The 18,753-nt window shown below is 73.7% G+C and carries 16 protein-coding genes; 4 read left to right on the top strand and 12 right to left on the bottom strand.

Annotated elements, in window-relative coordinates; genetic code table 11:
• Positions 1–80 precede the first annotated feature (80 nt).
• Positions 81–1,523, top strand: a complete 1,443-nt coding sequence (locus OHS71_RS20435) for an LCP family protein (RefSeq protein WP_443046989.1) — start codon at positions 81–83, stop codon at positions 1,521–1,523.
• A 476-nt stretch (positions 1,524–1,999) separates the two neighbouring features.
• On the opposite strand, the gene OHS71_RS20430 is transcribed toward OHS71_RS20435, so the two are convergent.
• The 8 genes from OHS71_RS20430 to OHS71_RS20395 all read right to left on the bottom strand — a co-directional run bounded on the left by OHS71_RS20430 (position 2,000) and on the right by OHS71_RS20395 (position 10,356).
• Entirely contained in the window at positions 2,000–3,214 is a 1,215-nt protein-coding gene (locus OHS71_RS20430; protein ID WP_328480816.1) for an NADase-type glycan-binding domain-containing protein, read from the bottom strand.
• A gap of 569 nt (positions 3,215–3,783) precedes the next feature.
• The gene (locus OHS71_RS20425) at positions 3,784–4,341 is read right to left on the bottom strand and encodes a phage tail protein (protein WP_328480815.1); all 558 of its coding nucleotides are present in this window, start codon (positions 4,339–4,341) and stop codon (positions 3,784–3,786) included.
• A 31-nt stretch (positions 4,342–4,372) separates the two neighbouring features.
• Positions 4,373–6,331 (bottom strand): putative baseplate assembly protein, encoded by a 1,959-nt coding sequence (locus OHS71_RS20420; RefSeq protein WP_328480814.1) that lies wholly within the window; start codon positions 6,329–6,331, stop codon positions 4,373–4,375.
• Positions 6,331–6,774 carry a GPW/gp25 family protein gene (locus OHS71_RS20415; RefSeq protein WP_328480813.1) on the bottom strand — a complete coding sequence of 148 codons (444 nt, stop codon included), beginning with the start codon at positions 6,772–6,774 and terminating at the stop codon, positions 6,331–6,333. The genes OHS71_RS20420 and OHS71_RS20415 overlap by 1 nt, the downstream gene beginning before the upstream one ends.
• 49 nt (positions 6,775–6,823) lie before the next feature.
• Entirely contained in the window at positions 6,824–8,728 is a 1,905-nt protein-coding gene (locus OHS71_RS20410; RefSeq protein ID WP_328480812.1) for a VgrG-related protein, read from the bottom strand.
• On the bottom strand, positions 8,728–9,453 hold the full coding sequence (locus tag OHS71_RS20405) for a CIS tube protein (protein ID WP_328480811.1): 726 nt from the start codon (positions 9,451–9,453) through the stop codon (positions 8,728–8,730). Before OHS71_RS20405 ends, OHS71_RS20410 begins: the two co-directional genes overlap by 1 nt.
• A 95-nt stretch (positions 9,454–9,548) precedes the next feature.
• Positions 9,549–9,974, bottom strand: coding sequence for a phage tail protein (locus OHS71_RS20400; RefSeq protein WP_093780725.1), 426 nt, complete (start codon positions 9,972–9,974; stop codon positions 9,549–9,551).
• A 94-nt stretch (positions 9,975–10,068) separates the two neighbouring features.
• Positions 10,069–10,356, bottom strand: coding sequence for a hypothetical protein (locus OHS71_RS20395; RefSeq protein ID WP_328480810.1), 288 nt, complete (start codon positions 10,354–10,356; stop codon positions 10,069–10,071).
• On the opposite strand from OHS71_RS20395, the gene OHS71_RS20390 reads away from it, so the two are divergent.
• Entirely contained in the window at positions 10,346–11,248 is a 903-nt protein-coding gene (locus OHS71_RS20390) for a hypothetical protein (RefSeq protein ID WP_328480809.1), read from the top strand. The genes OHS71_RS20395 and OHS71_RS20390 overlap by 11 nt on opposite strands.
• A gap of 207 nt (positions 11,249–11,455) precedes the next feature.
• Positions 11,456–11,773 carry a hypothetical protein gene (locus OHS71_RS20385; protein ID WP_328480808.1) on the top strand — a complete coding sequence of 106 codons (318 nt, stop codon included), beginning with the start codon at positions 11,456–11,458 and terminating at the stop codon, positions 11,771–11,773.
• A 2,297-nt stretch (positions 11,774–14,070) separates the two neighbouring features.
• On the opposite strand, the gene OHS71_RS20380 is transcribed toward OHS71_RS20385, so the two are convergent.
• The 4 genes from OHS71_RS20380 to OHS71_RS20365 all read right to left on the bottom strand — a co-directional run bounded on the left by OHS71_RS20380 (position 14,071) and on the right by OHS71_RS20365 (position 16,870).
• Positions 14,071–14,229 (bottom strand): DUF6760 family protein, encoded by a 159-nt coding sequence (locus OHS71_RS20380; protein ID WP_020132885.1) that lies wholly within the window; start codon positions 14,227–14,229, stop codon positions 14,071–14,073.
• A complete protein-coding gene (locus tag OHS71_RS20375) occupies positions 14,226–14,759 on the bottom strand; it encodes a hypothetical protein (protein WP_328480807.1) in 534 nt (177 codons plus the stop codon). The genes OHS71_RS20380 and OHS71_RS20375 overlap by 4 nt, the downstream gene beginning before the upstream one ends.
• On the bottom strand, positions 14,759–15,202 hold the full coding sequence (locus OHS71_RS20370) for a phage tail protein (RefSeq protein WP_020132887.1): 444 nt from the start codon (positions 15,200–15,202) through the stop codon (positions 14,759–14,761). The genes OHS71_RS20375 and OHS71_RS20370 overlap by 1 nt, the downstream gene beginning before the upstream one ends.
• A 66-nt stretch (positions 15,203–15,268) precedes the next feature.
• Positions 15,269–16,870: a phage tail sheath family protein gene (locus OHS71_RS20365; RefSeq protein ID WP_328480806.1), complete on the bottom strand. Its 1,602-nt coding sequence runs from the start codon at positions 16,868–16,870 to the stop codon at positions 15,269–15,271.
• Between the two features lie 381 nt (positions 16,871–17,251).
• Here OHS71_RS20365 and OHS71_RS20360 point away from each other — a divergent pair, with 381 nt between their 5' ends.
• Complete coding sequence (locus OHS71_RS20360; protein ID WP_328480805.1) at positions 17,252–18,682, top strand: hydrolase; 1,431 nt, start codon at positions 17,252–17,254, stop codon at positions 18,680–18,682.
• The last annotated feature ends 71 nt before the right edge of the window (positions 18,683–18,753 follow it).

Below are 18,753 nucleotides of genomic sequence, written 5' to 3'. Positions count from 1 at the left end.
GACGTTCGGCGGTGACCAACGCCGGCGATCCGAGCACGGTGTACGGGGTGAAGACAGCCGAAGCGGAGGAGCGAGCGCCGGTGAGCGGAACGAGGAGGCGCGGGCGTACTCCGCAGGAGGCGGCCGGCCGAGGCAGCAGGAACGGGCCGGGCGGTCCCGGCGGCAGGCCGGGCGGTCCCGGCAGGACGCGGCTCACCCGACGCGGGCGGATCCTGGCGTGGGGCGCGGGCGTGACGTCCCTGGTCGTCCTGGGGATCGGCGGGGTCGGAGCCTGGGTCTACAACGACCTCAACAACAACATCAACTCCGCCGAGGTGGACGACAAGCTGGGCGGCGACCGGCCCGAGAACCTCAGCCCGGGCTCCAAGAACATCATGATCGTCGGGTCCGACAGCCGTGACGGCGCCAACGCCAAGTACGGCAAGGACCTGACCACCATGCAGTCCGACACGCTGATGGTGCTGCACATACCGGCGGACCGTGAATGGGCCTCGGTCGTCTCCTTCCCCCGCGACTCGTGGGTGGAGATACCCAGTTGTGAGAAGGGGGACGGCAGCTCGTCCTCCCCCCACCACTTCAAGATCAACGAGGCGTTCGCGCTCGGCGGCAGCAACGGCAAGGTCGCCGAGGCCGCCGCGTGCAGCATCAAGACCGTCGAGGCCAACACCGGGCTGCGCATCGACCACTTCATGTCGGTCGACTTCTCCGGCTTCAAGGGCATGGTCGACGCGCTGGAGGGCATCGAGGTCTGCCCGAAGCAGGCCATCCACGACGAGAAGGCCCACCTGGACCTGGAGGCGGGCTGCCAGACCGTCAAGGGCGAGAAGGCGCTCGGCTACGTCCGCACCCGCTACAGCGTGGGCGACGGCTCCGACATCGGACGCATCGGACGCCAGCAGGAGTTCATGGACGCGCTGGCCAAGAAGGCCAAGTCCAAGCTCACGAGCCCCGACGCCATGTACGGCTTCCTCCAGTCGATCACCAAGTCCCTCACCACCGACCCCGACATGGCCGGTATCCAGCCGCTGTACGGGCTGGCCAACGAGCTCAAGGGGATACCGAGCGACCGTCTGAGCTTCCTGACCGTGCCCAACTACGGGCGTGAGGCCGACCAGCCCACCGACAAGGCCAACATCGTCTGGCAGTACCCGCAGGCCGCCGACCTGTTCACCTCCCTGGCCAAGGACAAGGAGGTCACCAAGCCGCAGTTGGAGGCGGCCAAGAAGAACCTGGTGTACGCCTCCAGCGTGCGTGTCCAGGTCCTCAACGGCACCGGGGTCTCCGGGCGGGCCGCCGCCGTCGCCGAGAGGCTGAAGGCCGCCGGCTACACCGTGACCAGCACCGGAAACGCCCCCGCGACGGTGACCAGGACGACCGTCACCTACCCGACGGGCCTCGACCGCCAGGCCGCCGTCCTCGCCTCCCGGCTGCCCGGTCTGCGGCCCACGGCCGACACCTCCGCCGCTTCCGGCGTCGTCACCCTGGTGGTCGGACCCGAGCTGAAGGTCGGCGACGTCGCCTGACGGCCTGCCCGGCCCCTCGGCCCGCCCGGGCCGGCGACTTGCCCGGCCCGTCGGCGTATCCGACCCGTCGGCGTATCCGTCCCGAGGGCGTGGCCGGCCTGACGATGTACATGGTCAAGTGCACCCCCGAGATGGGGTAAGCTTGATCTTGAGCCGGTCACCGGAAAGCACAACGGTGAACGACCTCTGCGTTGGTGGTCCAAGGAAAGACGCCCCGCTTCCTGCGGGGAAATGCAGGTGCAAGGCCTGCCCGGCGCTCCAAGAAGAACGAGTCCCATCCCGTGTCAGGCGGGGTGGGACTCGTTCGTTTCCGCACGCGGTAACGGCGGTCCGCGGGCCGCCCACGACTGAGGGCCATGTGCCGGCGGGGAGGATCCGATCTCCCTGATGCCACATGGCCCTGTCAGTCAGTAGGCCGGTCAGCCGGCCGGTCGGTCTGACGGCCGGTCGGTCTGACCGTCAGACGGTCGGGTCCGTCAGGTCCTGTTCGCGCTGGACGGGCCGAAGAACTCGATCTCGGCTATCGACACCTGCTTGCTCCCGGATGCCATGTACGAGGACTCGATGGTGAAGCGGACCTTGGTCACCTCGCCCACCCGGAAGGAGCGCGACTGGGCCCCCGCGCTCTGGTCGAGGACGATCTGCCGGGTCGTCGTCGTGCCGTCCTTCAAGGTGATCGTCGCCTTGATGCGGTGCGGGAGCGCCGACTGCGTGAGCTGGTCGGGGCGGACCGACGTGCCCGAGGTGATGAGCAGGTCCAGCAGACGGGTCGGCTCGTCGAAACGGGCCTCGATCCACTCGCCCTCACCCGCCTGTGAGACGCCGGGGCCCCACCAGGAGTTGTTGATCTTGTCGAAGGCCAGTTCCGGCTTGTGGCCCGGGTAGGAACGCGAGGCCGCGAACGAGTCCGGGGTGACCGGAGCCCGCTTGGCGAAGTGGTCACGGGTGGCCTGGACGGCGGCCGGTGTGTTCACCCCCGCGATGATCAGGAGGGTGAGGACGATCGCCGCGACCACCCAGCTGAGGATGCGGTCGAACGTACGGCGCAGGCGCGGGCGGTCGCCCGCCCAGTGGGACTCGCCGTTGCGGTGGAACAGGCGACGCCACCAGGGAAGGCGGACCGAGGAACGATCCTCCAGGGTCATGGGCATCGCACAGCGGACGCAGAAGTGCCGGTCGGGATTGTTGGGGGTGGCGCACCAGGGGCACGCGACGCCGTACGGCTCGCCCTGGACGGGGCCCGGCGCGCGCACCTGCGGCCGGTCCGCGACCGGCCTGCCCGGCAGGACCGGGGCGACGGACGGGGGCGCGGCGGGGCGGGGTTCCGCGTCGGTGACGGGGACCAGGAGGGAACGGGCCCGCGCGGCCATCGTGTCGCCGAGGGCGGGCGCGGGGGCGGCTGCCGCCGGTACGGGGGTGGTGGGGGCGGTCGCGTCGGGGGCGGGAGTGTGCGCGGGGGCCGGTGCGGTGCCCGAGGGAGCGGCTGCGCCGTCCTCCGGCGGGATGACCGGCAGGGGAGTTTCCGTGGTGTCCTCGTCGTCCGGGTCGTAGTCGTCGTCGGCGGCCGGGGCGGCGGCCTGGGGAGCGGAGTGGGGGGTGGCACGGGGCGAGCCGGGAGCCGAGGTGTCCGCCACCGCCGTACCGGAGACGGCGGCGGGGGCGGCGGTGACGGAGGCCGTACCGGAAACCACACCGGCCTCCGGGCCCGGGGCGCCCGACGGCACCTGCGCGCCCTCCGCGGAGCGGTGGCCGGGCCCGGAGCCGCCACCGACGACCCCGGAACCGGCACCAGCCGCTGCCACGGACCCGTGCGCCGGGCCCGGGCCGGGTGCGGCGACCGAGCCGGGTCCGGGCGCGGACCCGTACGTGGCACCGGAGCCCGACCCCGATCCGGACGCGTGAGCGGAGCCGGACCCGTGTGCGGCCGTCGACGCGGACCCGTGGGCCGAGCCCGGCCCGGACCCGACACCCGTCGCGGATGCCGCACCGGAACCCGACCCGGCATCTGCCGCGGCGCCGAAGCCCGTTCCGGGACGGGAATCCGACCCGGACCCGGTACCCGGCCCCGAGCCCGACCCGGCGGCCGGCCCCGTGCCCGACCCGGTGACCGGCTCGCCTGCCGAGCCGGCGGCCGGCCCGGTGCCCGCGCCGCCCGTGCGGGCCGCGGGGCGGTCCGTCCAGCTCAGTACGGCGCCGCAGGCGTCGCAGAACGACTGGCCGGGCTCGGCCCGCGTGCCGCACTCCGCGCAGTTCTGGGTGGTCATCTCTCCGGGGTCCTTTCGGCGGCGGTCACCTTGACCGAGTACGGCATGTGGGCGGGGCGGGCGGCGGCCACGAGGGTGTCCAGGCGGTGTTCGTCCGCCGGGCCGGGGTCGGGCAGGCGGACGGTGACGTGCAGGTGCGGCCGGGGTTCGCCGGGGACCGGGCCCAGCGGGCGGGCACTCCAGGCGGCTCCGCCGCTCTCGGAGATGTCCGGCTCCACGCCGAAGGCCAGCCGGACCGTCTCCGACAGACCGCGCCGGGTGCCGCGCACGCGGTGCAGGTACGCGGCCGCCGCGACCGCGGCCCGCAGCCTCGGCTCGGGTTCGGTGCCGTCGGTCTCCGCGCCGACCCAGGTCGCCAGCCAGCGGGTGAAGTCGACCGGGGCGAGCGCCGGGTCGAAGTAGGCGGGCAGACAGTCGAGGACGTTGAGGACGGGGGCCATCACCTCGTCCAGACCCGCGACGAAACGCTGTGCCAGGTCGTCGTCGGCGAAGACGGCCGGCAGCATCGAACCGATCGGGACGGAGGAGCCGAGTCCGTCCACCGAGCCCCTCAACGCCCCGTCCCCTTCCGTGCGTCCGGACGGCTCATGAACCGTCCCCGATCACTCGCACCCGGTGGTCGTAGGAGAACACCAGGGCCGGGGCGGCCAGGTCGATGCGGTCGGTCGCCTCGCCCCGCTTGCCCGTCAGGGGGTCGGCCGGGTGCAGCGTGACCTGGTCGACCAGCTCCACCCCCGGGACCCGCTGGAGGACGGCGAAGACCTCGCCCGACTGCACCGGACGGCCGAACGGCCACCCCTTGCCGTCCGCGCCGCCGATCAGCGGGTCGAGGTGGCGGTAGAGGGCGTCGTGGGCCTGGCGGCGGACCCGGTCCGTGTCGACGCCCCGGAAGGCGTGCACCGTCGCCACCACCGTCACGCCCTGGTAGTACGGCGGGCCGACGGCCAGCCTGGTGCCGATCAGGCGGCGTTCGTCGAGGTGGCGGGTGATGCGGTCCAGCAGGGAGTCACCGGGCACCAGTTGCTCGAAGCGGAGCCGTCCGCCGGGGTCCGGCACGGCCTGCGGGACCACCAGCACCCGTACGGCGTAGGAACCGTGCTCGTCCGGCTCGCCCTCCAGGCAGGTGATCCGGGCGGTCTCGGGGGCCGCGCGGCGGGCCAGCTCCTCGTAGTCGCGCAGGGTCACAGCCCGCTCCTGGGCGCGCAGGGTGATCGGCGCGCGGAGTTTCGCCTCCTGCACCGTCTCGCCGTCGACCCCGCCGCGCGCCGCCTCCCGGTTGACGACCTCCGAGACGTACGGGACGGAGGTGCGCAGCACCTGGACCGCGCCCCGGGCCACGTTGCCGGCCCGGCCGCCGCCCGTGCGGTAGCGGCGGGCGCGGATGACCGACCCCTTGGCGGCGACGGCCCCGTACTGGCGGAGCCTGCCGTCGGGCTCACGGACGGACGGGCCGAAGGCGATCTCGCCGGTGGCCGCGTCGAGGGTGACATGGCGGTCGTCGGGGCCGGAGGCGGCGAAGTGCGGGACCACCTGCCAGTCGGTCCAGCCCTCGTGCTCGGCGGTCTGGAGCAGCAGTGGCGGGTCGTCGCCGACCACGGGCGCGTGCGCGAGGGCGACATGCTGGCCGGGCAGGCCCGTGGACTCGCCGAGGGCCTCGTCGTACACGGTCTCGGCGTGCACTGCGGGGGCCGTGCCGCCGACCGTGAAGACCTCGGCGGAGCGCACGGTCGGGGAGGTGGTGTAGAAGGGCTGGCCGGGGAGGGGCTCCGTGACGCGGCAGCGCAGCCAGCCCGCCTCCTGGCCGCCGGAGCGGGACAGGACGTGAGCGCCGGTGATGTGCAGGACGACCTCGCCGGGGCGGTTGAGTCCGCCGGTGCCGTCGCGGTCGATCTCGCACTCGTGCCAGCCGTCCTCGGTCCAGGCCTCCCACACGAGCGGGGGCTGACGCGGGTCGACGCCGACTCCGTCGACGCGGCTGTCCAGTTCCAGGACCACCGCGCAGTGGGGGACGGCCGCGCTCAGGCCGAACAGCATGCAGTCGCCGGGCTGCGGCGCCTCGGCGAAGCACAGCACGTCCTTGCCCTCGGTGAGGTCGCTGGTCCGGTCGGAGACCGGCTCGCCCCGGTGCTGCACGACGAGGTGGCTCAACCGGCTCGGTACGACGTTGAGTTCGCGTTCCGTCGCGAAGACGACCGCTTCCTCGCTCTCCGTGCGGACCGTCGCCACCTCGGTGCCCACCGGCAGGAGGACCGCTTCGTCCTGCGGCGCGGACAGCCAGAAGGTGACCTCCGTGCGGGCCGCGGACGGCGGGAACAGGCGGATGCCGACCAGGTCCAGGAAGGCGAGGTGGTTCTTGTCGGGGACGCGGTTGAGGCGGTAGACGATCTGGTCGGCCATGTGGGCGACCGTCTCGACGAGCGTCACGCCCGGGTCGGAGACGTTGTGGTCCGTCCACTCCGGTGCGCGCTGCTGGATGTAGCGCTTGGCGTCGTCGACGAACTGCTGGAAGCGGCGGTCGTCCAGGTTGGGGGAGGGCAGGGCCATCAGCGGTCGCTTTCGGAGGCCGTACCGGACGGGCCGGGAAGATCCGGCTCGTCGTGGGACGGAATGACGTAGAAGGGGAAGACGAGACTGCGCGGATTGTTGGTGCCGCGGATCGCGTAGCGGACGTCGATGAAGAGCACGCCCTGTTCGGCGCCGGCGGTGACCTCGACGTCGGTGACCTCGATGCGCGGCTCCCAGCGGTCCAGGCTGGTGTACACCTCGTGCTGGATACGGCCGGCCGTCGCCTCGTTGACCGGCGCGAAGACCAGGTCGTGGATGGCGCAGCCGTACTCCGGGCGCATGGGGCGTTCGCCCGGCGCGGTGGCGAGGATCAGCCGGATGGCCTCCTCGACCTCGCGCTCCCCGCTGACCAGGGCGATACCCCCGGTGGGGCCGATGCGGAGCGGGAACGCCCAGCCCGATCCGACGAATTGCTCGGCCATCAGTGGGCCACCTGCCTATTCCTGAAGCTCTGGAAAGACTGCCGGGCTGTCACGGCAGCGGGTACGGCTTGCTGTTGACCATCACCACGCCCTGGAGCATGAGGGTTGCGGCCCTGATGCCCACGTTGGCGGTGGCGTTGACCTGGACGGTGGCGCCCGAGGTGACGATCGCGGCGCCGAGCGACTTGAGACTGAGCAGACCGGCCGAGTCCACCGACAGCACCCCCGTCAGCGACTTGACGTTGACCGAGCTGCCCCGGATGGAGAGAAGGGCTCCGCTCTTGATGGTGAGGTTGCGGCGTGCGCTGAGCGTGAGGTCGGTGCCGGCCTCGACCGACACCGCCCTGCTGCCCTTGATGCTGACCGTGCCCTTGCTGTCGATGGTGATCTCGGTCTTCGTCCGGTCCAGGTTGATGACGAGCCTGTCGTCACCGGACGTCACCCGAACCCCCTGCTTACGCCCCCCGGTCGTCTGGCTGAGCAGGTCGACACGGTTGCCGTCCCGGTCGGACAGGGTGTGGCGGACGGCACGGCGGCGCGCCCCGTCGTGCAGGGGCACGTCCTTGACCGGGGTCGGCTTGTCCCTGCCGTTGTAGAGGCCGCCGATGACGTACGGGTGGTCGAGGGCGCCCCGGTCGAAGGCGACCAGCACCTCGTCGCCGACGTCCAGCGGGAACATGGACCCGCCCGCCTTGCCGCCCCACTGCACGACCCGCGTCCAGTCACTGATGTAGGCGTCGTCGAGCCAGGGGAACTGGAGCTTCACCCGGCCCTGCTTGAGAGGGTCCTGCACGTCGGTGACCAGGGCGTTCGCGGTGCCGGGCAGGTTGAGGCCGTTGGTGGCGCCGCCGCCGCCGGAGGCCAGCCCGTACAGGGACCGCCACTGTCGCCCGCTCACCGTGACCCATGCCTCGTAGTGCTTGCCGTCGCCGAAGACGTGCCGTACGGAGGTCGCGGTGTACTTGCCCTCGAAGGGGGCGCCGACGTCGGCGAGGGTGACGGGCAGGCCGGGGCGCAGCTTCGGGGTGCCGCGCGCGATGACCTCCAGCTCGGCGAAGGAGCCGGTGACGTCGTCGGCGAGGGCCTCGGCGGCGAACTTCACCTCGGACTGCCGGTCGTACGGAGTCTGCGCGTCGACCAGCTTGGCGGGCTTGAACTTGGCGGCGGCCTCACCGGGGGTCGTGCCGATGCTGATGCCCGGGTTGGTCTTCGCGGGCGCCGTCGCGGTGAGCTTCTTCTTGGTCGTCACGTCCCAGCCGCGCGCCTCGACGGTCGCGACCTGCTCGGCGGCGGTGACGGCGGCGCGCAGCCGCAGGATGTCGGTGCCGGCCTCGAGGACGAAGGGACTCTTGTCGCCGGGCGTCGAGGTGGCCGGCGCGCCGGACGCCGGGTCGGGTCTGACGAACTGGAACTTGCCCTTGGCGTCCACCGACATGACCATCTCGTTCTCGTCGGCCAGCCGGGCGAGGAAGTCCCAGTCGGTGACGTTGGCCTGGCTGATGAACTCGTAGACGGTCTTGGTGGACTCGATCCTGCCGACCGGGACGCCGTCCTGCGCGGCCAGTTTGCGGGCGATGTCCGAGGCGCTCTGGTTGCGGTAGGCGGCGACGCGGCGCTGGCGCATCAGACGGTGGCCGAAGTCGTAGCCGCGGATGACGGTGAAGCTGCCGGTGCCGTCGTAGTCGGCCTCCAGGCCGCAGACCTCACCGGTGAGGAGCGGGTCGGAGGCGCCCTTGCCGTCGGCGATCGGGGCGAGGACCACGGGGGTGCCGAACTTGACGCCCAGCTTGCCCAGGACCAGCCGGCCGGGATCGCGGAAGGTGAGCCGGAACGCGGCCGGCACTCCGAGCCCCTGGTCGACCCAGCCGTCGACGAGGAGGGGCGCGATGTCGACGGGGAGGGGGCCGCCACCGAGGGTGACCTGGATGACGCTGGAGAACGCGGACTGGACCACTAGTGGCGCACCTCCTCGGCGGCCGGCAGGACGAGCTCGATGCCGGTCGGCAGGCGGGAGGGGTCGTCGATGCCGTTCATCTCGGCGATGGACCGCCAGGCGGAGGCGTCCCCGTACTCCCGCCACGCCAGCGACTGGAGGGAGTCGCCGGCGACGACCCGGTGCACGCGCTGCGCGGTGAGGGCGCCGGAGGTCGGGTTCTGGCCCTTGGTCTTGCTGGGGATCTCGTGCAGGCGCACCTGGCAGGTGGCACGGATCGGGACGCCGGTGGTGCCGAAGAGGGAGTACGTGACGTCGATGCTGCTGACGTAGGCGGTGAAGCGGGCGGTGGAGAACGAGCCCCACTGGAACACCACCCACGGCGGCGAGGGCTGCTTGGCGGCGATGCTCTTGGTGGTGACCTCGCAGCACTCCAGCAGTGACTCCACCTTCTTCAGCACGGTGTTGCTGCCGGGCTGGTCCGAGGTGTCGAGGAAGATCTCCACGGTCATCTCGCGGGGCTCCGGGCCCATGAACTCCGGTACGGAGCCGTCCCGGACGGCCGCCGTGGGGGTGACCTTCCACTGGGCCCGGCGGCCGAGCTGGAGCTGCGACGGGTTGAAGTCGAACCCGAAGGATTTGATCAGCCCGCCGGGGGTCGTGCTCGTGCCCACCGGCGGTTCGTGGATCGCGAGGGTGGCACGGACCAGGCTCTTGCCGGCGCCGCCTTTGCTTCCCTTGGCCATGGCTTATGACTCCCTGCCTAGTCCTGGCTCGTCCTGGTCCTGGTCCTGCTGCTCGGGTCCCGCTGCTCCGGTCCCGCTGACGGGATGCGGTTCGCTCAGTCCGTGAAGCCGTGGTGGGTGATCTCCAGGACCTCCGTGGCCACACCCGGGCTGTCCGGGCTGAGAGACGGCCCCTGCCAACTGACCGGCAGCACGTCGATGAGGCCCCAGCGGGCGACCTCCGAACCGTCCGCGCGCAGCGCCGCGATCTGCGCGGTCGGCCGGGTCACCCCGGTGGTGACCGAGGAGATCCACTTGGCGACCTTGGTGGTGTCCGGGGTGAGGGGGCGGGTCAGCCGGATCGTGGAGAACGTGACCCGGGAGGGCAACTGCCAGACGAAGCCGTTGTTGCCGCCCTCCTGGCGGTGCTCGATCTCCACCTGGGACGAGAGCCCCTCGCACCCGTTGAAGTAGCCGAGGCTCTCTCCGTCGATGGTCAGGGTGAAGAAGATGGTGGAGCCCGGGTCGAGATCGGACGGCATCGGGAGCCTGGCCTTTCTGGGAGGGGCGGCGGGGGCGCGGGGCGGGGTGTGTCGGGCGGGCGTCGGGGTCCGGGGGTCCGGGCCGGTGGCCGGGTCAGTGGCGGGGGTCGCGGAGTCGTCCCACCCGTTCACGGTCGAGCCGGAGTTCGGTGCGCAGGAGCCGGGTGATGCGGCCGGTCAGACGGTGCGTCAGCTCGTCGAGCTGGAAGTCGGTGAGCGCACGGGGGTCGAAGCCGGGATGCGGCTGTTCGCGACCCGCGCCCGCCGCGCCCCGGTCCACGTCGGGCGGGGGCCCGGACGGCGTACCGGCGGCCGAGCGGGGTGCCTGCGGCGGCGCGGGGGGCGGGCCGGCGACGCGCTGGACGACGGGGGTGCGGGGCACAGGCGGTGCGGGCGGCGGCGCGGCCGCCGTTTGGACCGGCATCGGCGCGGGCGACCCCTGGGCCGGTGCGACGGGACGCACGGGGCCGGTCGCCGGTGCCATCGGGGCGCCCGACGGCCGGCGCTGGACGGCGAGGGGCGAGAACTGGGCCGGCTGGTGCGGGACGCCGGACCCGCCCGGGGCCGACGGGGCCGCGGGCTCGTGCGACAGGCCGGAGGCGAAGGCGGGTGTCGGGTACGGCCGGGCCACGGGTTGGCCCGCAGCCGCTCCGGGCGCGGTGCGGCGCAACGCCACGGGGGCTTTGACCGCACTGCGCTGCACGGCCGACGGCATGCTCCGGGAGGACGGTGACGGGAGCGATGACGGTGACGGTGACGGGAGCGATGACGGTGACGCGGGTGATGAGGGGGACACCGGGGGCCTGCCGGAGAAGGAGACGGGGTGCGGAACACGCCCCTGCCCGTCCGTCGCCGTGGGACGGACCGCGCTCGGGAGCGTGCCTGTGGTGGCGGTGGCGGTGGCGGTGGTGGCGGGGGTGAAGCTCTGCGGCGACGGCCCCGGCCGGTGCGCGGGCGTGCCGGGGCCGGACGCCGTTGCGGACAAGGGGAGTTCCGAGGATCCGGAGGTCCCGGTGCTGCGCTGCACGACGGGAGACGGGAGCGGCGGCCGCGCCGGGGCGGTCGCTCCCGGTCCGGACGGCGGACGCGGTGCGTGGCGGTGCGGCGCGAGGGGAATGCCGCTCGGCGCATCGAGCGGGGCGGCGTCGGCGGGGCGGGCGGACAGCGGGGCGCCCAGCGCGGGACGCCCGGCCGCGGGGCGCGAGGGCCGCGCGGTGGCGGCGACCGGCAGGGCGGCCCGCTGGACGGGAGCGCCGAGGGGCGTGGAGCGCTGAGGCGCGGGCAGCGGTCCGGTCCCCGGACCCGGGGTGCCGGAGACGGGCGCGGCGACCGGGAGCGTACCGGCCGGGATCGAGGCCCCCGGAAGCGCCGGGGGCGTAGCCGGTGCGGGAACCGTCGGAGACGCCAAAGGGGCGGAAGGCCCGTGCGCCGAGGGCGCGTTCGGCGGTGTCGCCGGATTCGGTCGGCCCGCGGGCAGGCTGGTGGGGGCACCGAGACCCACGCGACGCGGGGGAGCGGTCGTCCCGGAGGCGACCCGCTGGACGCTCGTCGAGGTCGAGGTCGAGGTCGAGGTCGAAGACGTGAACGGGGGCGCGGGTGCGGGGGTGGACGCGGCCCCCCGGGCGGGCGGCGGTGAGTCGGCCGCAGCGCGCGAAGGCCGCGCCGGGCCGGCGGGTATCGACCCCGGCCCCCTCGCGCCGCCCACCGGCCGGACGGGGCCGCTCGGGCCGGGGTGCGTGGGCGGGATCACCGGGACAGGGGCGGCTGCCGTGCGCCGCACGTCCGTGGAGGGCGTATGAGCGCCGGTGGCCGGGACCGCGCGCGGGGCCGGCGCCGAAGTCTGTGCCGAAGTCTGTGCCGACGCCGGTGTCGATCCCGGGGTGGAGCCGGGGGTGGAGCCGGGGGAAGTGGCCGATGCGGGGGCCGTCGCCGCGCGCTGCACGGGGAGGGCCGGGACAGGGGCACCGTCGCCCGGGGACGAGGTGGGGCCGGATGCCGAGGCCGTCGCCGTGCGGTGTACGGGCCGGGCCGACGCGCGGCCGCCGTCGCCGGGGCCCGAGGCGGAGCCGGGCACCGGGGCGGCACCCGCGGCGGAGGCGGCGCCTGATACGGGTCCGGGACCGGGGTGCGAGGCCGGAACCGGGCGGGAGCCGGGGCGCGCAGTCGAACCCGAGGGCGAACCCGGAGTGGATCCCGGCGTGGTACCCGGTGCCGATTCCGGTGTCCTCGCCGCCCGTTGCACGCTGGGGGACGACGTACCGCCGTCGACGGTGGCCGGGCGGGGACGAACGGGCGCACCGGATCCGGTGCTCGGGGCGGCGCCCCGCGCGGGGCCGTCGGCGGGCACGGGGGCAGGGCCGGACCCGACGGCGGGACCGAGGCCCGCGCCCGACCCGATACCGGTACCCGGTGCGGAGCCGGGACGGGAACCGGAGGGGGCGCCAGGGACCCGACCGGAATCGGAGCCCGAACCGCGACTGGCCGACGGCCCGTTGAGGGTGCCGGCGGCAGGAGCGGAGGTCGTGTCGGGGGCCAGGCGTCTGCTCACCTGAACCGGCGCCACCGCGCCGGGACGCTGGGCGCTCACGGCGCGCCGACCCTGGTTCGCTGCTGGTGCTGGTGCTGGTGCTGGCGCTGGCGCCGGGGTGCGTTCCGCTGCGCCGGTCCGTCCTTGCCCCGCGTCCGACCGGGGTGCGGCGGGGCCGCTGCCCGGGGAGCGTGTGCCGGTGCCCCCGGGCGTCTCACCGGGGGAGGAGGACGGCGCCGTGCGCGCCGACACGGCACGCTGCACGCTCCGCCCGGCGTCCCGTACGTCGGGACCGGCGGAGTGGGCCGACGCACCCTTCGCCGCCCGCGGCACGGCTCGGAACGCCGAACCGTCGGACACCGTGGGCGAGTTCGCGGGCGAGGGGACGGCTGCGCCTGCCTGCACGGCGGGCGTGGCTCCGTCCGCCGCCGGAGGACCGGGAGCCGTACCGGCGTCACCCGCGCCCGGTATCGCCCGCCGCGCTCGAACCGGCTCGCCGCCGGTCGGGGAGCCATGGTGAGGGGAGGCCGCTCGCTGGAGTGCGACGGGGGCGGGAGACGGCGTGCGTGGTTCTCCCGTAGCGGAGGTGCCGCCCGGAGCCGGTCGCGGGCCGGGAGCGGGTTCCTTGCCGGCCGCCGCGCCTGCGCCGTCGGTCTCGGTACCCCGTCCGGACGCCCGGGCGGAGCCGGTCCCCGGTGACGCCGGCGCGACCGGAGCCGGAGTGCCGGCCGGGGACGGCGGCCGGGCAGGCAGGCTGCGGCGCTGTACCGGCGCCGACATGGACCTTGTCAGCGGGGCCGGACCCGACCCGGTGGGCGGGCTCGCCGGGGACACCCGGATGCCCCGTGCGGGGAAGGCGGCGGGAGCGGACGGAGCCGTCGGTCGGGTGGCCGTCACAGGCACGGCCGGAGTGGCCGGAGCCGACGGGACGAACGAGGACGCCGGTGGCGCGGACGCCGTCGAGTGGGCGGGAGCGGCGGGCCCGGCCGACTGCGGCACCGCACCCGCAGCGACCGGACCCGGCGCGGTCGGGGCGGCCGGGCGGGGCCCGGACACCGGCGACGTCATGGGTGACGCGGGCACCGCACGCTGGAGGGGTGTCGGCCGGGGCGGCGCGGACACCCGCTCGGGTTCCGCGGCCGGCGGAGCCGCCCGCAGGCTGCTCATCGCGCCGCCCGGCGCCGCGTCCAGCACCGCGTGGAAACCGGTGCCGGTGAAGGAGGGGTTCTGCCAGGTGGCCAGCCGCCCCCCGAACCCGGCGTCGGCGACGCCCGAGGTCCCCCCGGCCGCCGCCCGCTGGATGGGCGGAAGCGTCGGCCAGGCGGCCGCGACGACACGCGGCACGGAACCGGAGCCACTCACCGGAGCCGAAGCGGAAGGTGCGGCCGGAGCTGCGGCCGAAGGCGCAGTCGAAGCCGGACCAGCAGCCGGTGCCGAAGCCGGACCAGTGGCAGATGCCGAAGCCGGACCCGCCGCCGACGGCGACCCGGGCGGCGACGCATCCGGGCCGCTTCCGCGCCCGCCTTCGTCCCCGCGCCGGCCCCGCAGCCGTTCCAGGAACCCCATGCCTCAGCCCTCCGCCCCGCCCCGGGTCACCAGGGAAGCGATCTGGTCGGCGTAACGGCGCCGGTCGTGGTGTTCCAGGTCGAGGATCTCGTCCTGGCCCCAGTGGAAGTGGTAGGCGACGTACGCGATCTCCTCGTGCAGCCGGTCGGTCGCGTACGTCACGATTCCCCCAGGCGGCTCCCGCCGAGTTCCACCTCGAAGGGCTCCGAGCAGTGCGGGCACTGCACCGAGGCGCGGGTGTGCCCCTCGGCGTTGACCTGGCGGTAGAAGTCCTGGAGGAACGCCAGGTCGGAGGCGAACATGTTCTCCACGACGCCGTCGTGGACCAGCGGGAGGCTGCCGAGCCTGGTGATGACCCGGCCCAGCAGCACCACCGACAGATACGCCGGGTTCTCCTGGACGCGGATGTCCCGGAGGGGGACCAGCTCGTCCCGTGCCGTGGCCAGCCGCATCACGCCGTCGCGGTGGACCGTGCCCGCGTCGTCGACGTAACCGCGCGGCAGCTCGAAGGGGAACTCCGTCTGGAGCCGGTACGGCGCCGGAGCCGGGGCGGCAGCCGCACCCGGCGCGGCGAACGTGGAGGCGGACCCGGAGGCGGGTCCGGTCCCCGACGCGGATTCGGGCACGGCGGCGGCCGGGAGCGCCTCCTGCGGCTCCCCGCCCGCCGCCGCCCGGACAGCCGTGCGCCGCATTACTCGATGACCAGTTCTTCGAACGTGATGGTCACGGTCTCGGTCAGCGCGGAGGCCTCGCCGGCCTTCACCGAACTGGTGTCGATCTTGCTGCACCAGGCGTTGCGCATGTTGTACCGCTTGACCGGGTTGTTCTGGTAGTCCATCACCATGATCGTGGCGTTCTTGCGGGCGGTGCCCATCACGCCGTTGATCGACTCGGTGATCCACTGGTTGAACGCCGCGGACTGGGTCATACCGCGGACGACCGTGCAGGTACCGGCCTTCTTCACGCCGGGCAGCTTCTTGGTGACGGGCTTGCCCTGCGCGGAGACCTGCTGGTACTCGATGACGTCCTGTTCGAGGCTGAGGCCGCTGACCTCGGCGAGGTACTCGACCATCACGCCGTCGATCTGGAGACCGAAATTGTGTGAAGTAAGGGCGTCACCCGGCTGGAGACTCATCTGGCTTTCCTTCTAGGTGTGTTGCGGAGGGCGGTACGGGGGCGCGGCGGAGGGCCTGCCGCGGGCCTACTCCTCCAGCTCGCCGTTGCCGCTGGAGAACTGGGCCAGCCGGAAGATCACGAACTCGGCGGGCTTGACCGGCGCGATGCCGATCTCGCACACCACACGGCCGAGGTCGACCGACTCCGGCGGGTTGGACTCCTCGTCACACTTGACGTAGAACGCCTCCTCGGGACGGGCGCCGAACAGCGCGCCCGCGCGCCACTCGTTCACGAGGAACGCGGAGACGTTGCGCCGGATCCGGGCCCACAGAGCGTGGTCGTTCGGCTCGAACACCACCCACTGGGTGCCGATCAGGATCGACTCCTCCAGGTAGTTGAAGTACCGGCGGACGTTCAGGTAGCGCCAGGCAGGGTCGGAGGAGAGGGTGCGGGCTCCCCAGATGCGGATGCCCCGGCCGGGGAACGCCCGGATGCAGTTCACGCCGATCGGGTTGAGCAGGTCCTGCTCACCGCGCGTGATCTGGATCTCCAGGTCCACCGCACCGCGCACGACCTCGTTCGCGGGGGCCTTGTGCACGCCGCGCTCGGAGTCGTTGCGGGCCCACACCCCGGCCACGTGGCCGCTCGGCGGGATCAGCCGGGCCTTGCCCGCGGCCGGGTCGAAGGACTTGATCCACGGGTAGTACAGCGCCGCGTACTTGGAGTCGTAGCCGGCCGTCTCCTGGCGCCAGACGCGGATCTGGCGGGCGTTGAGGCCGGGCGGCGGGTCGATGATGGCGACGCGGTCGCCCATCAGCTCACAGTGCGCGATCAGGCCCAGCTGGACGGCCTTGACCGACTCCAGGTCGATCGCGCCGCGCTGGTAGGCGGCCATCAGGTCGGGCACCGCGACCATGGACACCTCGTCGACGGCCTCCAGGCCGCCGAAGCCGGTGCGGTCGGAGCTGTCGCCCAGGTACTGCGCGGGGCCTACGGGCTGCGCGGCCTCGACAGCGCCACCGGCGGCGGCGGGCGCGCCGGCGGGCGGCGCGGCCAGCGCGACCGTCTGGTTGTCGGGGCGGGCCAGCTGCGCGGCGGGCGCGGCCTCCGCCACGGTGATGAGCTTGGAGCGTTCCTTGACCTGGGTGACGACGTAGGAGCGGTTGCCCTTCTTCGCCGACACGTCGAACGTCTCGACGGGCTTGTCGCCGTCCTTGACGATCAGCTTGAAGCGCTCGGCGGGGCCCTCGCCCTCCGCGTCCGCGACCTCCACGCTCAGCGGGCCGCCGCTCTCGCCCGGCGCCACGGCCGTCACGGTGAACGTGCCGAGCTGCTTCGGCTCACCGGCCGGCAGGGCGGCCGGCGCGGGGCCGGAACCGGCGACCGCGGCAGGCGACTTGGCGTCTCCGGCGGCACCCGCCGAGGATCCGCCGACGCGGACGACGTAGGCCGCCGAGCCGCCGTTGTTGAAGAACCCGTAGACGGAGTGCGCCAGGTAGTAGCCGTCGGTGAAGTCACCGAACGCCGCCACGTACTGGGTCCAGTTGGTCACCAGGGTCGGTTCGTTGAGGGGGCCGGACGGGGCGAGCCCGACGAAGGCCGCCACCGAGGTGCCCACCCCCTCGATCGGGCGGGAGCCGCTGGCCACCTCCTCGACGTATACGCCGGGCGACAGGTAGGACGGCATGCTGTGCTCTCCTCGGGGTACGCGTCAGGACGTCTTTCACCGTCACGCGCGAAGCGCGTCCGTCGAAACGGCTTCCGGTGCAGGGTCCGGGGCACCGCTGTTGCCCTCGGGGGCAGCGCGGGCCGCCGGGTCCGGCCCGCGACGCCCTCGTCCGGCCCGCGAGGCGCTCGTCGGCACCGGTGCGCGGGCCTTCCCGGCGGGGGCGCCTGCCCGGACCCGGGGGCGCAGCCCGGCCGCTGGGTCGTGTCTGACAATTCCCGCCGGGCGCGCGGCGTCAGACACGCTCCAGGTCCCCTCGGGCAACCCGTCACGGCCCGGCGGGCACGCACCCTGCCCCCATGCCTCTGACCCCGCCCGCCGCCCTCGCCGTAGCGTCGGCGCGTGAGCCTGTGGACTTCTCTTGAACCGGCGTCCGTCACCGTCGACCCCGGCAGCCGGGCGACCGTGCGGTTGCGGGTGCGCAACACCGGTGACGTGGTCGACGAGTACCGGTTCGAGCCGGTGGGTGCGGTGGCGCCGTGGACGGTGGTGGAGCCGCCGACGCTGCGGTTGTATCCGGGGACGACGGGCACGGTCGAGCTGACCTTCTCGCCGCCGCGGACCCCGGACGCCACGGCCGGGCCCAACCCGTACGCGGTGCGCATCACGCCCACCGAGCATCCGGAGGCGGTGACCGTTCCCGAGGGGAACCTGACGGTCACGCCGTTCACCGAGGTGCGCGCCGAGCTGGTGCCGCCGACGGTGAAGGGGCGGTTCCGCGGCCGGCCACGCCTCGCCATCGACAACCTCGGCAACACCAAGGTCACCGCCTCGCTGAGCGGCAGCGACACCGGCGACCGGCTGTCGTACGAACTCCAGCCGGCCAACGTCCAGGTCGAACCGGGGCGGGCGGTGTTCGTGAACACGACGCTGCGCCCGCGCCAGGTCATCTGGTTCGGCTCGAAGGAGGAACAGCGCTACAGCCTGGCGGTACGCCGGTCGGGCGCCCACCCCTTGGAGGTGGAGGGCACGTTCGTGCAGCGCGGGTTCCTGCCGCGCTGGCTGGCGACGGCGCTCAGTCTGACGCTGGCCCTGGCCATCGCGTTCGTGATGATCTGGCTGGCCTACAAGCCGCGGGTCATCACCAGCGCCAACGAGAAGCTGGCGGGGGCCGGCGTCAGCACCCTGGCGCCCAGCCCCTCGGCCACGCCCAGCGCCCCGCCCCTGGTGCCCACGCCGACGGCAGCCGCCGTGGTCGAGGCGCCCGTCACCAGCCAGGCCCCGGCCGGCGGCGGCAGCGGCGGCGGCGGGGGCGGGGGTGGCGGGGGTGGCGGCGGCGAGTCGAAGGCTCCCGCGAAGCCCAAGCAGGAGACGGCGGCCGACGCCGTGAACAAGCTCGCGGCGCGCAGCGACGGGCGGCACATCTGCTACCGCGCCTACGTGGAGGACAAGGGCTGGCAGGACCCGGTCTGCGACGGCGCGATCGCCGGCACGACCGGCAAGGCCCTGGCCATCAAGGCCCTCAACATCGCCACCGCGCGCACCGGCGGTGTCATGGGCAACGCCGCCCATGTGGACGGGGGCTGGCTGACCGGCGACAAGTGGTCGAAGGCGAGCGACGGCGCCAACATGTACATGGGCTCCAGCAAGCCGGCGGTCTCGGTGATGCAGGGGTTCACCATCAAGACCATGGAAGGCTCCGTCTGCCAGAACCCGCACATCAAGGACCGCGGCTGGCTGGGCAACGGCTGCACCAAGCCGGGCGACTGGATCTACGGCGGCAGCCCCATGGAGCAGAAGCTCCAGCTCGAGGCAGTCCGTTTCACGGTCTGACGCACGCTCGCACGGCGCGCGGGGGCACCGCCGCTCGTCCCTTTCGGGCAGCGGTGGTGCCCCGCGGCTTC

Source organism: Streptomyces sp. NBC_00377 (assembly GCF_036075115.1).
Taxonomy (GTDB): domain Bacteria; phylum Actinomycetota; class Actinomycetes; order Streptomycetales; family Streptomycetaceae; genus Streptomyces.
The sequence above is the reverse complement of the archived record's forward strand: the minus strand, read 5'-3'. Positions and strand labels throughout refer to the sequence as shown.

Excerpts from the sequence above, each read along its gene's own strand:
- OHS71_RS20420 (WP_328480814.1), bottom strand. The coding sequence starts at position 6,331 with ATGGCCCTGCCCTCCCCCAACCTGGACGACCGCCGCTTCCAGCAGTTC.
- OHS71_RS20415 (WP_328480813.1), bottom strand. The coding sequence starts at position 6,774 with ATGGCCGAGCAATTCGTCGGATCGGGCTGGGCGTTCCCGCTCCGCATC.
- OHS71_RS20405 (WP_328480811.1), bottom strand. The coding sequence starts at position 9,453 with ATGGCCAAGGGAAGCAAAGGCGGCGCCGGCAAGAGCCTGGTCCGTGCC.
- OHS71_RS20400 (WP_093780725.1), bottom strand. The coding sequence starts at position 9,974 with ATGCCGTCCGATCTCGACCCGGGCTCCACCATCTTCTTCACCCTGACC.
- OHS71_RS20375 (WP_328480807.1), bottom strand. The coding sequence starts at position 14,759 with ATGCGGCGCACGGCTGTCCGGGCGGCGGCGGGCGGGGAGCCGCAGGAG.
- OHS71_RS20370 (WP_020132887.1), bottom strand. The coding sequence starts at position 15,202 with ATGAGTCTCCAGCCGGGTGACGCCCTTACTTCACACAATTTCGGTCTC.
- OHS71_RS20365 (WP_328480806.1), bottom strand. The coding sequence starts at position 16,870 with ATGCCGTCCTACCTGTCGCCCGGCGTATACGTCGAGGAGGTGGCCAGC.